Below are 13,618 nucleotides of genomic sequence, written 5' to 3'. Positions count from 1 at the left end.
AATTCATAAATGAGTCCTCCTTGGTATCTAAATTAGGGGTCAATTCGCTCAGATTTGACACCCCGCATCATACCAAGAGGGCTTTTTATGTTCAAGTCCCCTAAAAAGCTTCTAACAGGAATGCTCCTAAATATATTATATAAGATGGGATATTTCTGTATATTAGGGTTTTCTCTTATAAAAAAGCGCCCTCTCCATATTGACCGGTCGCTTTTTTTACTTATCTCTAGTCACGGATAACTTTTAAAAGGTTAACTTCTTCTGATTGAATGGAAAAATACCAGGTTTTCTGCCCATAGAAAAAACCTCCTAATTTCAATAAATTAGAAGGTCAATTGTCGCAAATTCGTTAAGGTGTTTACTAGGGAGTATTACATATTAACGAACTCGGTTCAAAGACCTTCTGGGGACTAGTATATACCATACGGTTGCATAATGAAAAGAGAACCTATAAATAGGTTCTCAAATAATTAATATTACTCCCGCTCTGTGTTCCCTCAACATTGTAAGGTTTTGAATGCTTATTGTAAAGGCTTTTTAGTTGTAAGAGTGAACAAGATTAGTTATGAATTTATACCTAGTGTTTGCAAATTGTTTACGAGGACGAAAATCTATTTCGATCCAAATAAATTTAACTGTGGACTAAATTCATTTAATCTATTTTGCGCTAATTCAGCATACTCTTTAACAAGTTCAATACCTAAATAATCACGATTATGTTTTAATGCAACAACTCCAGTTGTTCCAGAGCCAAAGAACGGGTCTAATACGATATCTCCCTCTTTGGTAGATGCTAATAAACAAGTTTCAACAAGTTTTTCTGGGAATACTGCAAAATGCGCTCCTTTATATTTTCCAAGTGGAATATTCCAAACTGTCCTCTTATTTCTTCCAAGTGGGTGAAATGCTTGGTCCCAGCGTCCGTCGTGTAGGTTTGGATTTCCGGCATTTTTTCCTTGCTCTGGAGTTCCTCCTTTTTTGCCTAAATGATTACGTCCACCTTTCATTTTAGAGTTTTCAGAAAAAGTAACATGTTCTTCTCTAATTGCATCGGCATTATAGTAATAATTTTTTTGGTCAAGTGTGAATAAGAAAATATACTCGTGGTCGGTAGTTGGTCGATTTTTCACAGAAGATGGCATTGCATTTGGTTTATGCCAAATTATGTCGCTTCTTAAAATCCAACCTTTATCTTGCATAGCTAAAGCAAATCTCCAAGGAGCCCCTTGTAAATTTCCCTTAACGTACGCATCACCGAGATTTACCCAAACAGTTCCATCTTTTTTCAGTGCAGGTTTTAAGTTTTCAAAAACAGATACAAGGTCGTCAATATACTCTGTAATAGTCTGTTCACGCCCAATTTCATTTTTAGACTCAACAGCATCTTTACTATATTTTCGTAAACCAAAATATGGCGGACTTGTAATAATTGTTTGAATTGAGTTAGGTTCCAATTCTTTTGCTACTTCACGGACATCGCCATTTAAAATTTGATTAGATTTCACCTTTTAAAACCCTTTCTATATAAACATTTATTTCACGTTGAGAGTCATCATCAAGAATATTTAATTCATTTGGGTTCATATCAAAATGGAAAACAATATCAATATCTTTCAAAATTGACTCAATTTCGGAATTTGACCAGTTTGTTGCTACAATAACAACCGCAATATGGGCGATTGGAACATTAGCTTTAATATTATTTACAGCTGTAATAATATCTCTTGAAAATAAATGAGAGTGTCCTCCCCCCTCTGTTTCACGCGATTTAACAGGTATATAAAGATACTTTATATTTTTGTCTTTAGTTAACATAGCTGAAACATCGATAGTATCTGATCCAATAGAAATTTGTTTGTTATTGATAACTATATTATCGTAAACTCCGTAGTCCATATTAATCGCATAATAATTTTGGAAGGCAGTGGCTATTGAAGCACGAATGTTAGCTTCTAACAAGTGTCCACTGATACTTCTCCTTGACCCCTCAAGCCTATCAATGACAACCTCACGAATAGATTCCCATTTAAAGTTTCTTGCATTATTTCTATATTCAACATATAAAGCAGCTAACGAGTCAATTTCTGCCTCAATTTTCTTCAAATCTTTATTATGTCTTGTCATCCTTGAAATTAACGGAGATAGCCTTTGTTGAGGAGCGTCACGAATAATCCAAGACAGAAAATAGAAACAAGCCTTATTATGGGGGTAGCTTCTACCTACTCCGTCAAAAAGCATAGGAACTTTACTAGAGTTATCCGTATAGCAATCCTTAATAACTTGAGCAATTTGCTCTTTTGTCATAATCATAATGTTATCCTCAAATGATTTTGAGTTTTTCATAACATTTTTAGTTCTTCTCTCAACCCAATCATAAAAAGGTTTTGCTTGGTCAGCTAATTGAGATAGTTCAACTAATCTAACATGAGAAATATCAACCTCATGAACTACTAATTTTTTATTCTTACTCCGAATGATATTAATTGAATTTGTCACTTGTATACACTCCTATTTTTTTACAAACACAAGAGCCTACAGGCACCTTTATCGACATCAAAGTACCTTACTTTTCTACTTTTTCATCATTAATGCCATAGTGTTCTTTTACGTACTCATAGTATTTATAAATAGCTTGATTGAGAATATATGCTTTTGTTACACGTCCCTCACGTTCATCGAAAATCTTTTGTATTTCATCTAATTCTTTTGCTGAACGTTGTGTCATATAAAAAGCAATTTGCTTTTCCTTATCTTTCGCCATGCATAAACCTCCAATAATAATCTGATCTGTAGATTTGAATTCTAGTTCAATTTTAACAAACCTAGCCACTTTTTACTACTTATTAAACATAATATAAATAGTTAAAAGCTATCTGAATTCAACATCCCCCATTTTTGTGATGGACTTTCACCAAAAATACTCTAAAATTGTCATGACAGAAACCCACAGTCACGTTATGAGGTGCTTTGATGAAATTATGAATTGGATTGACTGCTTAAATAGAGCTTCATGTGAGCCATATTGAGAGCTTAGACGATATAGATATTTTTGACCTCGGTGTAATCCTGCCTCATCGGTTCATCAGCTCCCTCATAATTGTTTGGATGATGCGCTCCTCCACACCATTTTGGAAGGTGATTTCGGCATGTGCGAGTGTAATCGTACAAAAACCGGAGGGATTTTGGCTGGTTAGTGTTTGCAATAGGATGCAGTGTAACGGGGACGATGACTAATGGTTGTTCTGGCATTGAAAAGCACCTCCTTTAAATTGATACGTTTATCGTACCTGGAGGTGCTGCATGTTTATATGCGTTGTTTGATTACGGGCTTACCTTCCTCCAATTTTTTCCACTATCTTTCAACGATAGAATTGATACACTTAGAGATGTGATTCATTTTAAAAACCTAGCTGTTTTTAGTTTGTTTTACCTTACAGAATCAACCTCCGCGCCTTCAGGTTCAGGTTTTTTTTGTTATCGTAGTTACAAGGGGTTACCCGTCAGGATCAACTGCCGAAAAGTCATGATATGAAAAGTGATTTAACGCTCTTTTTGAATTCTTTAGACATCATTGATCAGTTGTAAATATTCTTATATATTCCTCATATTTTTGTAGGCTTTCATTAAAAATGCTAGAGTTTAATAGACTCGCTTCTCTATCAGCCAGTTTAATTACTTTCAGTTTTTTGTTTTGAATTAACTTAGCTCTGCGGCTACGCTTTATTAATTTAAATTTCCTTTTATTACTACTTAATTCGAAATCAATAGTTGCTATTATAGTTTGATTGTCTAATTTGATTTTATGTACTAGATTATCTAATGTATTTTTATTGTTTTTAAAGCTCTGTTCTCCGGTTTTAGGTGAGTCAATAACTATGGGGAATAAAACTCCATTTTTGTAATGGTTTATTAAACTTACCAGCGAATAGAGTCGAGCTAAATTTAATTTTATTTGATTCGCTCCATCACTTGAAAAAGTTTTACTCGGAACAAATTGTTTCCGATTATTATCCTCAATTACAATTTCTGTTATTTCAAATAGGCTAAAGTATTCTTCTAAAAACTCACTATATTTATAGTCAATTTGTGATTTTTGTTTATTTATTTTAGTGATTTTTGCTGTGATTTTTTTAATGTCAATTTCAATTTCAGCAATTGAGACCGTATATTCTTTTAGCTTAGTTAACAACTTATTCTTAGTGGATTCTAATCCCTTGAATTTCATAATACTTTCAAGTGAATTAGAATTTCCACTCTGAATCTGCTCGATCTCATTTAATTGGAGGGAAAATATATAAAGTTCTTTTTCAATTTTTGTAATTTCATTAATCAATTTTGATTTTTTATCCAATAATTCAACCTTATGAGATTGCAATTCCTCGACGTTATAATTGACTTTGAAAAGTTTGTTTTGTGGAATATTAAATTCAAACTCGCAGTTTGGGCAATCAATATATAAGTCTGTTTCATTGATTAATTTTTTCTTAGACTCTTCATTTCTTACTGATTTATCTATATTTTTTATAGTAAAATTCAATTGATAAAGAGTTTCTTTATACTCCAATAATTTTTGTTTAATATTATTTGCATCAAAATTGTATTTTTGATATTTTTTCAAGTGAGTTCTTTTTTGTAAAAGTAATTCATCAGAGTTATTTAATGAAATATCAAATGAGGTAACTTCTTCTTCAATAATTTTTAACAAGTTATGTGTATGTTCATGCTTTATATTTAAATCTTTTTTTTCGTTACTAAGTTCTTCCTTTCTATTTATTAAACTAAGGTAGTCGTCCCCTAATATCCCTAAATGAAAATACAACGAAGCATCTCTTTTAGGTTTATTGAATTGTCCTAACCTCTCAAAATTTTCAGGATCTGGTTGCCACCCTTTCATCTGGTCAATATAATAAGGCAAATAATAAAAGACTGGAGGTGCACTTTCAATTCTCTTTTTTGTCCCTTCAATTTCAATTTTGAAACCATAAAGTTCTGACAAAAACTTAGAAATTGCTTTATTGTTATGAAATGAATTTATAATATTATTAGGCTCGATCACCTTATATGCATTTTGATTTCTCATAATTGTGTACTCGTCGTTATTGAAAGTAAATTTCAATATGATCAGTAAATTTTTCGGATTGATTCTATGACCAAATTTAACTTCAGCACCAAGGACGTAATATAAAGATTTTAAAATAGTAGATTTACCTACACTATTATCAGTGCTTGTAATAATATTGACCCCTTTAACAAACTCAATCGAAAATGCTTCGTATGTGACTATGTCTATAATTTCTAATTGTTTAAACATTAAATTATTCATCCTCTAATCCCCTTTTCAAAACTTCTTCGATCCCATTTATTAGCAATAATTCTTTTTCTATTTGACTTAACTCATATACCAGTTCTGTATTGAGTTGAAGAATTAATACTTCGAATAATTCTTTTTTTGTTTTTACTTTAGATAGTGTTTTTTGGATTTCAGGCGCTATTATTTCAAAATTACGTTCAAACAAGTTTGTATGTTGAAATATTTTAGTTTTCAATCTTACTAAAGCTTGATTGTACTTAGTTTCATGTAACAAATTATCAAAATGTATATAATCAGAATTAATTTTCTCCATTGTTAACGTTCCTACAGACGTTGCTTGATATAACAACGCTTTAAATGAGTTACTAGAATAACTCTTATGTTTAAAAACTTCCTCCATATCATCAGTTAATTCAAATTCATAGGATTGTTTGTTTAATAAATGTTCGTATAAAGTCTTATGCAATGCAGTTATTGTTTTACTATCCATATAAGGGTATTCATTTGAACAAAATTCTAATAGGGCTGCTTGGGTAATTTGATAATGAGATGTGACTGATATATCCCAGAGAGAAAATGTGAATTTATCAGAAAGCCCATGTTTTATGAAATGCGAACTCTTTTTCATATTTCCTTCAATTTTCATTCGAACTTCTGGTTGTAATTGATTTAGCCGGATTTTCGTGTTAGAAACGATAACTGTTTTGTTTTTATTCTCAATAGGATCTTTATAAGTATGAGAAATTGGCATATTCGTAATGAGGTTAATCGAATTGATGCTTTTTTCGAACTGTTCTACATGATCATATAATTTTAAAAAGACATCATCCGATATCAGTGAATTTAACTTGTAATTAGAGCTTTTTGATCCGACTGTTTTAATTTGATATGTATTAATATTATTTTTTCCTTCATTAAAAAATATTGCCAAATCATCGACTAAATCCATTACTACAGTAAAATCAGATTCATGAGACTCAAGAATTTTGATTATTGCATATGATGCCTGCAGATTTAAACGATTTGTAGATCTTGAACCACTGTTCTCTCTTGGTTTAAAGTTATCCAATCGTAATTCTGTTTTTATGATAATACAACTCCTTAACGTTCACTCGATTATTTGCGACTTCCCGAACGGAATTGAGAAAAAAGCACCTCCAAAGAGATGACGTACTAATAATCTAATTCCTCTATTAGTTGTTCATGCTTTAATGCTAATTGTACATGTAAATCCGCATATATCATCCCAAGTTGATAAGTAAATTTTTTATCGCGTTTATACAAAAAATCAATGAATCCTGCCAAACTAGTTACTTTGGAGTCTTTATAATCTTCTGATTCCAAACCGACCTCATTAATAAATGTCATTCCTAATAATTGAACTTGATCCTTGAATCTTAAATACATTTGATACGCTTCTGCATCAATGTAAATAAAATCATTTTTTAACTTCTTAGGAATAATTTCAGTTAATTCATTATAATCATCTAGAATCTTATACATCGTAGAATAATCCACTTGTACAAATCGATTCTTATGACTTCTTGCATCAAAGGCTAAATCGATTTCAGTAACTCTCTCCAAAATGTCAATCGCATTCTCGATACGACTTATTTTACCCGGCAAATCATCTTTCTCACGTAATTTTGCACTATCTCGAATAGAAATTGACACTCCAAGCAATGTCAACACCCCTGAAATCGCTCCTCCAACTATTGCACCTATCAGTCCTATAGCGGCAGATATTAATACCTCATTTCCGCCATAAGACCAACCTAACAAATGTAGCCAACTTAACAAAACTGTAAATACACCTATTAATACCAAAAATCCAGTTACTATATTCATCTTTATATCTTTCAGATCTCCCGCCTCCCCCACAATAATATCAGGATGAGCTAAAACAACATACGTATATACAGGGGCTTTCGGAACGGTTCAGTCGTTCGAATGCCCCCTCATATAGAGAGAGGCTTCGTACGTAATGAAGCTTCTTCTCCTACTCTTTCTTTCACTTTTACCCTAGCTCGTTCAAAGTGCTGCTGCACGGTCTTCTTCAATCCCAAATCTTCCGCTATCTTGCCCATACTCATCCTTTTCCCTTCATGAAGAACGTAACATTGCTTCGATAATCATTTAGCACTTGAAAATTTTGTATGGAATAACGATATACATCAACTGGAGAAACCAAACTATTTTAGAAATAATACTACTTCTTAAAGAGAGCAATATTAATACCCCATGTATCATTAGAATGGATATTACTATCTGTATCAGAACTCCTCTCTCTCCTCCCTATGCATCCGCTGTACTCTGCCCTGATACACCACAATCCGATAATCCCCGTGTTCCGGAAGTTCCTTCCCTTTCGTTATCTCCTTCTAAATAACTATAATACAGCCCAAAGTTAGTTCCATTATATCGAACTCTAACGTAATTTCATCTAGATTAATTATAATGTCTTTATTCAACAGGACCCCTCCTTTGTTATACAATTACATGGCTGACGGGAGGAATCCCGTTCTTTTATTACCTTCTATTCAGCAACTAATTTCTGACTAATGGAATTGACGATCTATTAATTGATTGTTTGCTTTTGTCTCGTCGAATTCTTATTCCAGGCAGATTATCACTTCATTGATTTCTTCTTATAACTCCGTTTCCCTATCAAAATCACTCTAATGTTGATTTGAGTTTCTTCCTATTAATATAGACAATTTTTAGAGGTATCTGTCCACCGCGAAATCCAAAACTTCGAGATATTGTTTGTCCAGCGTCTACAACAAATGGTGTCCCGTCTGTTTTGCAATCGTCGCAAGATTAGCTCCTACCGAGTGCATGGAGAGTACCTGCATCTTGCGAAAATTGTAAGGCGCGTAGCCCGTCCACTTCTTCATGCGTTTCCGATCAGCAGTTTCAGGGATGAGGCTGCTCTCATAAAAAATTTAAAAAATTTAAGGTGCCTGTGTAAGAAACTATTCCGACAATACACTACAATTGCATAAAAAATTGTACTGATGGCATTTATTAACCACTTCTCGAATCTGCATACAACGGACTGAATTGTTATAAATGTATATCCCACAGGCACCGTTCAAAGTAACAGTGCATCTAATTACGAGAATGCGACGGAATCATCTATATTCTTCCCCCTCATCCACCAAATACAATGATTCCTCTCTTTTTCTTCGATAATAAGTCACCTTCTCCAATCTCTCTTTTAAGTAAACCTGCAATGCAGAATCCGTACAGTAAACAAAGCAGCCCTTCTGTCCACGAGTCATTAAGGTCCGATAAGTATTCCGAATAATGGGATCAGCTAGTAACTGCGCTTCCTCGGGATCTTTCTTGGCAATCCCTTTTATTCCCCGTAATGATTGATCGGTTTTGGCGCGTTTGGTGTGATCTGTGATGATCTCACCATTCTCATATCGCAAATCATCACCAATAATGACCCCCACATAGTCGAATTCCAAACCTTGTGCGGTGTGAATACAGCCAGCTTCTCTAACAGAGGAGTTTTCAATGGCCCACGTATTTTCGATATTCCAGCTGATCCCAAAGTTATGTTCTGGAATTGTAATGTCATGATGATTTACATCCTGACGATTTTTCTTTGGCCATTCCCAACAATAGCCCGCCATTACACGGGATTTATTGTTTTTTCGATTGAGCTTTTCAATTTCTGCAAGCATTTCATTCGGATCATCATATAGCCGGATATCATAATCCATCCCTAAATCATGCATGTTCGCCGTATTCCTAATTTGCAGTACATCATCTAACCATGCAATATAGCCATCCGATCCGTCGCAGCGGAATTGGGATGTCAGTTGGCAGGAAATGATTTCGGCATTATATTCAGTTGCATACTGTTTAATCAAATCTACACTGCCGATATCGCTCAACGTCACTTTTTGATTTTCGTCAATGAAAAACAAGGTGAATTTCGACCCTTTTATTAATTCCTTCACTTGATTTTCGCCTTTGTTGCGAAACAGGCCAGATTTTTCGTTTAGCCGATGCGCTTCATCTATGATCAGCACGTCAAATTCATTATCTTCTACCTCGGTAAAGCTACCTGATCCTTTAAAGAGATTATCGATATGCGATTTCTTAAAATCACCCTTTAGCTTAGTAGAATAAATGTTTCGGGGCGCAGCGTTTTTTGTCACGTACATTGTGACAAGTCCTTGATCAATTAATTTCACTAATAAATTAATCGCCAACACAGATTTCCCTGTCCCCGGACCCCCTTCAACGATCATGACTTGCTTTGTGTCAGTCTTTAATGCCTCAGTTGCCAGATGCAGCGCTTCTTCAAAAAACACTTTTTGTTCATCAATCATAATGAACTCTTCGTTTCCTTTTAACATATTGTTTAAAGCATCTTGCAAAGATTTTGAAGGACGAATTCTTCCGTTTTCAATTTGATAAATTAACTGGTTCTGATCTCCTTTTCGGATAAACTTCTTAATAAATGCTCGAAGTTTTTGAATTTCACCTTTAGTAAACACAGGTGCTTTTTCCAGATGATCTTTATAATGTTCATCTGTTAAAGGATCGTTTTCAGCTTTTCGATAGTTATGTAAATACGCACAAGGCTTTAGTTGAATTTCTTGTTGTTGCACATTCTCATTAAAGTCTTCGATAAGGGCAGCGTAAGACCAAGCTTGATAGGATGGATGTGTGACTTCACGATTGGCACTGCCTACATACGTTTTCACAATACCGTCTCTTGTGGCGATTTTTTCAACGCTTTCCCATTGCTTTAATTCCACAATGACAACATGATCTTGGTTGCCATCATTTCCCGCAATAAGAAAATCCACTCTCTTGGATGTGTTGGGAATATTAAACTCGATCGCAACGGCAGCGTCATTAGGAATTTCATCGTCTTGCATGACATTAGACATTCTTTGCAACGAATTCTCCCATGAACGAATTTCATTTTTAGATGTACGCCCTATTTTTTCCTGATAGGAGTTGTACAGACGGTCAATTAGCACTTCATTTACAATGTCATCAACAAATTGCTCTTTGGTAGACTCATATATAATCATCATGACACCTACTGTTTTAATTATTTAGTCTAGCGACCTCCCCATTAGTGGAAAGGCTCATTATATTTAACCATAGGATAAGTTCTGATAGAATACAACTCATCGAAACACGAAGGCACTGTAGGCGTTTAGATGATCTACTTCAAAACATACCTCACTACCAAGAATTAGAATGTGAATTCAAGTTGCTAAATTATTTCACCGAAATAAACCTCTCCCTTTCGTTCGCATTCACTGTTTTTCACTTTATTTCGCGTGATAAAACACAGGCAGATTGGTATTTCTGTCGAATAAAAAAATTGCCCGGGGAATGGCCAAACCATTTCCCGGGCCTTACTTAGTGAATATTTCCACAACTCAAGGAATGCTCACTTCATATAAAGCTCAACCAACTGATAGCATCTCTTCTTCGTTAGTTCCCCCAAAGTACTCAAATATTGGACCCCTGCAAACGTTCCGCCTTCAAATGCCGAAGCTGCCTTTTCCGCTTCATAGTCTCTATATAAAATCCAATCTCTTTGTTCACCCCGCAAAAGATCCATCTCATTCTTTGAAAGTTGGGATTTTAGAACGCCGTAAATTTCATTTAGCGCATCATCCCATCTTTTATACACTTCTGCTTCGGCCTCTTTCATTTCCGCGGTGATCCCATTCGCGTATAAATACGCCAAATCACTTAGGCCTGCCTCAATTCCGTCCAATTTTCGAAGGTACTGATACTTTTGGTTTGCTGATTGGCTCTTTTTGGCTTTGGATGCCTCTTCTTTTGCCTTTGTAGCTGTTTCCTTTGCAACAGCGGCTTCTTCTTTTGCTTTTGCCACCTGTTCTTCAGATTGTTTTTGTAAGTTAGTGTGGATATTGTTTGATAACGCGTGAATCACTTCAGAATGAGCCGCCAAACCTTCTTTTAATGTTTCATCATTCTGCAGTTGATCGAGAAGTTCTTTTGCCTCGTCCAATTTCTTTTCACCGATCAGATTTTCTATCGCTTTGATCTGATTCGCTACTGTACTTTGTTGTTCAATATTTCCCCGGACATCTTTTTCAATCGCCTTCAATTCTTTTTTGAGAACCCCGGGTAAGTTCTTCTGGTCGTTTAATGCATCAATCTTTTTCACTGTTTCTTCCCAATCAGAACGATTAAATGCATCTTTTACTTCATCAAAAGCCGTCAACACTGTGTAAAGTGCTTTCGCTTCCTCATCCTTTGGTTTTTCCTCTAGGGCTAATTCTGATAATGACAATGCTTTTTCGAACTCCCCATTCGCCAAAGCCAGCTTAGACTGCTCTATCGCCTTGTCAAATGTGCTATTACCGCAACCCATTAATAAAAAACAAACGCTGCTGATGACAATTGCTAACTTTTTCATAGTCTCCTCCAAACCAAGCTTTCTTCCACGCCTGAATATAGCTCTCTACCAAATTGCTATAAGTAGATTGTACTATGAGTGAACGAGTATAGTAAGTGACTTCCTCATTTTCTATCTATGATAAGAGGCAGTCTATTCCATAAGGTTCAACACAAAATGCCTACATAACTATTCGGCTTCACTGCGGAGACTGTGAACATAACCAATTAAAAAGAAAAGTACCTAGCATCCATACAGACCAACACTGTACAAACGCTAAGTACTCCTGTGACATTCTTCTATCATTACATCTTCAAGAACATCCGTTCCTGAGAGGATTTTTTGTTTTATTTCCCCAAAAATGCCTATCGCGTGGCACGCTACGTCACTCATACAACAAGAAAGTCTCTTTGAATAACTTGTCCCACTCTTGTTCCAAATCTTTTTCTAAGGCATTGTAACGACTAGATGAATAATTACTGATTACTGTATTGCGTTGGTTACTAACCTAAGTCGCTCCCTCGCTTCAACATATTCCTGTTCAAGCTGACCCACATATTCCGCCGCCCCCATCACAGCTTTTACAGCACCAATCCCTTGTCCACTTCCCCAAATATCCTTCCATGCTTTGGAGCGCTGTTCTCCAAAATTCATCTTGGACGGGTCGCTTTCTGGAAGATTGTCGGGATCTAGTCCTGCTGCTCGGATGGATGGCTTCAAATAGTTCCCATGTACGCCGGTGAATAGATTGCTGTAGACGATATCGTCAGAAGTGCCGTCAACGATTGCTCTTTTATAGGCTTCGGATGCATTCGCTTCATGTGTGGCGATAAATGGTGAGCCAATATATGCAAAGTCAGCCCCCATCGCTTCGGCAGCCAGGATCGCACCGCCTGTCGCAATGGAACCGGACAAAGCAAGCGGCCCGTCGAACCATTGCCGAATTTCTTGGATCAACGCAAAAGGGCTTTTCACCCCAGCATGACCGCCGGCACCCGCCGCTACCGCAATTAAGCCGTCTGCCCCTTTGTCGATCGCTTTCTGTGCGAACCTATTATTGATAACGTCGTGCAGTACAATTCCGCCGTAGCTATGTGCCGCGTCGTATATTTCCTCACGGGCGCCTAAAGATGAAATGATAATCGGAACTTTATACTTCACGCACAGTTCCATATCCTGTTCTAACCGTTTATTGGACCTATGAACAATTTGATTAATCGCAAAGGGCGCAGCTGGCCAATCTGGATTTTTGGCATTATAATCCGCAAGCTCTTCTGTAATCTCTGCGAGCCATTCATCGAGTAATGACGCGGGTCTGGCATTTAATGCAGGCATGGATCCGACGATTCCTGCTTTACATTGCGCAATAACTAATTTTGGATTGCTAATAATGAACATCGGTGCGCCGATTGCAGGGATTCTTAAATTTTGAAGTACTGTTGGAATTTTTGACATATGTATTTCCCCCATTCCATAGATAGTCTCATAAATTTGCAGCTTACCAGTCCAGAATACCGCGTATCATAGCTCTAATGCCGTAAAACAATAAACGAAAAGGTAGGAATAATAATTCCGGAATCCAGAACAAGACATCAACAATAAAATCACCGATTGTATAGGGCTCATTATTTTTCTTCCTTCGCGCTTTCCGCTTCTGCTTAAACAAACTGCCACCTTCTTTCTGCACGATCAGTAGTCTTTACGGATGATCGGATGTAGGGGCATCTACACTCCATTTCCATATGAAGGGTAAATTTTCCTCTTTTGCAATTGGACAGACGTTCTAGAATTGGTGCCTGGCATCGTTTTTTTGTTTACTATTAAGTAAATAAGTCAACAGATTTTACTTTTAAAGAAAATAAAGCATCAATTGACACTCTATTCTGTTAACAGTT

General features: G+C 35.8%; 11 protein-coding genes. All 11 read right to left on the bottom strand.

Annotated elements, in window-relative coordinates:
- Nucleotides 1–611 precede the first annotated feature (611 nt).
- The gene (locus tag AU377_RS02980; protein ID WP_067403830.1) at nucleotides 612–1,505 is read right to left on the bottom strand and encodes a site-specific DNA-methyltransferase; all 894 of its coding nucleotides are present in this window, start codon (nucleotides 1,503–1,505) and stop codon (nucleotides 612–614) included.
- A complete protein-coding gene (locus AU377_RS02975) occupies nucleotides 1,495–2,496 on the bottom strand; it encodes a hypothetical protein (RefSeq protein ID WP_067403828.1) in 1,002 nt (333 codons plus the stop codon). Before AU377_RS02975 ends, AU377_RS02980 begins: the two co-directional genes overlap by 11 nt.
- 67 nt (nucleotides 2,497–2,563) lie before the next feature.
- Complete coding sequence (locus tag AU377_RS02970) at nucleotides 2,564–2,761, bottom strand: hypothetical protein (protein WP_067403825.1); 198 nt, start codon at nucleotides 2,759–2,761, stop codon at nucleotides 2,564–2,566.
- Nucleotides 2,762–3,030: 269 nt separating this feature from the next.
- Nucleotides 3,031–3,249: a hypothetical protein gene (locus tag AU377_RS15620; RefSeq protein WP_067403822.1), complete on the bottom strand. Its 219-nt coding sequence runs from the start codon at nucleotides 3,247–3,249 to the stop codon at nucleotides 3,031–3,033.
- Between the two features lie 319 nt (nucleotides 3,250–3,568).
- Complete coding sequence (locus AU377_RS02960; RefSeq protein WP_067403819.1) at nucleotides 3,569–5,323, bottom strand: hypothetical protein; 1,755 nt, start codon at nucleotides 5,321–5,323, stop codon at nucleotides 3,569–3,571.
- Nucleotides 5,316–6,380, bottom strand: coding sequence for a dsDNA nuclease domain-containing protein (locus AU377_RS02955; RefSeq protein ID WP_067403816.1), 1,065 nt, complete (start codon nucleotides 6,378–6,380; stop codon nucleotides 5,316–5,318). Before AU377_RS02955 ends, AU377_RS02960 begins: the two co-directional genes overlap by 8 nt.
- Nucleotides 6,381–6,484: 104 nt before the next feature.
- Nucleotides 6,485–7,159 carry a hypothetical protein gene (locus AU377_RS02950; RefSeq protein ID WP_156450356.1) on the bottom strand — a complete coding sequence of 225 codons (675 nt, stop codon included), beginning with the start codon at nucleotides 7,157–7,159 and terminating at the stop codon, nucleotides 6,485–6,487.
- Between the two features lie 110 nt (nucleotides 7,160–7,269).
- On the bottom strand, nucleotides 7,270–7,404 hold the full coding sequence (locus AU377_RS15815; protein ID WP_256381687.1) for a hypothetical protein: 135 nt from the start codon (nucleotides 7,402–7,404) through the stop codon (nucleotides 7,270–7,272).
- Between the two features lie 1,041 nt (nucleotides 7,405–8,445).
- Nucleotides 8,446–10,374 (bottom strand): DUF2075 domain-containing protein, encoded by a 1,929-nt coding sequence (locus AU377_RS02945; protein WP_067403969.1) that lies wholly within the window; start codon nucleotides 10,372–10,374, stop codon nucleotides 8,446–8,448.
- A gap of 368 nt (nucleotides 10,375–10,742) precedes the next feature.
- Nucleotides 10,743–11,744: a lysozyme inhibitor LprI family protein gene (locus tag AU377_RS02940; protein WP_067403809.1), complete on the bottom strand. Its 1,002-nt coding sequence runs from the start codon at nucleotides 11,742–11,744 to the stop codon at nucleotides 10,743–10,745.
- Between the two features lie 462 nt (nucleotides 11,745–12,206).
- Nucleotides 12,207–13,178, bottom strand: a complete 972-nt coding sequence (locus AU377_RS02935) for a nitronate monooxygenase family protein (RefSeq protein WP_067403806.1) — start codon at nucleotides 13,176–13,178, stop codon at nucleotides 12,207–12,209.
- Nucleotides 13,179–13,618 lie beyond the last annotated feature (440 nt).

Origin of the sequence: Sporosarcina sp. HYO08 (genome assembly GCF_001563475.1) — a bacterium.
Lineage (GTDB): Bacteria > Bacillota > Bacilli > Bacillales_A > Planococcaceae > Sporosarcina.
This window is presented reverse-complemented; position numbering and strand designations above follow the sequence as displayed.

What these genes read in the sequence shown, in the direction of transcription:
- AU377_RS02970 (WP_067403825.1), bottom strand. Translation starts at nt 2,761, where the DNA reads ATGGCGAAAGATAAGGAAAAGCAAATTGCTTTTTATATGACACAACGT.
- AU377_RS15620 (WP_067403822.1), bottom strand. Translation starts at nt 3,249, where the DNA reads ATGCCAGAACAACCATTAGTCATCGTCCCCGTTACACTGCATCCTATT.
- AU377_RS02960 (WP_067403819.1), bottom strand. Translation starts at nt 5,323, where the DNA reads ATGAATAATTTAATGTTTAAACAATTAGAAATTATAGACATAGTCACA.
- AU377_RS02950 (WP_156450356.1), bottom strand. Translation starts at nt 7,159, where the DNA reads ATGAATATAGTAACTGGATTTTTGGTATTAATAGGTGTATTTACAGTT.
- AU377_RS15815 (WP_256381687.1), bottom strand. Translation starts at nt 7,404, where the DNA reads ATGAGTATGGGCAAGATAGCGGAAGATTTGGGATTGAAGAAGACCGTG.
- AU377_RS02945 (WP_067403969.1), bottom strand. Translation starts at nt 10,374, where the DNA reads ATGATTATATATGAGTCTACCAAAGAGCAATTTGTTGATGACATTGTA.
- AU377_RS02940 (WP_067403809.1), bottom strand. Translation starts at nt 11,744, where the DNA reads ATGAAAAAGTTAGCAATTGTCATCAGCAGCGTTTGTTTTTTATTAATG.
- AU377_RS02935 (WP_067403806.1), bottom strand. Translation starts at nt 13,178, where the DNA reads ATGTCAAAAATTCCAACAGTACTTCAAAATTTAAGAATCCCTGCAATC.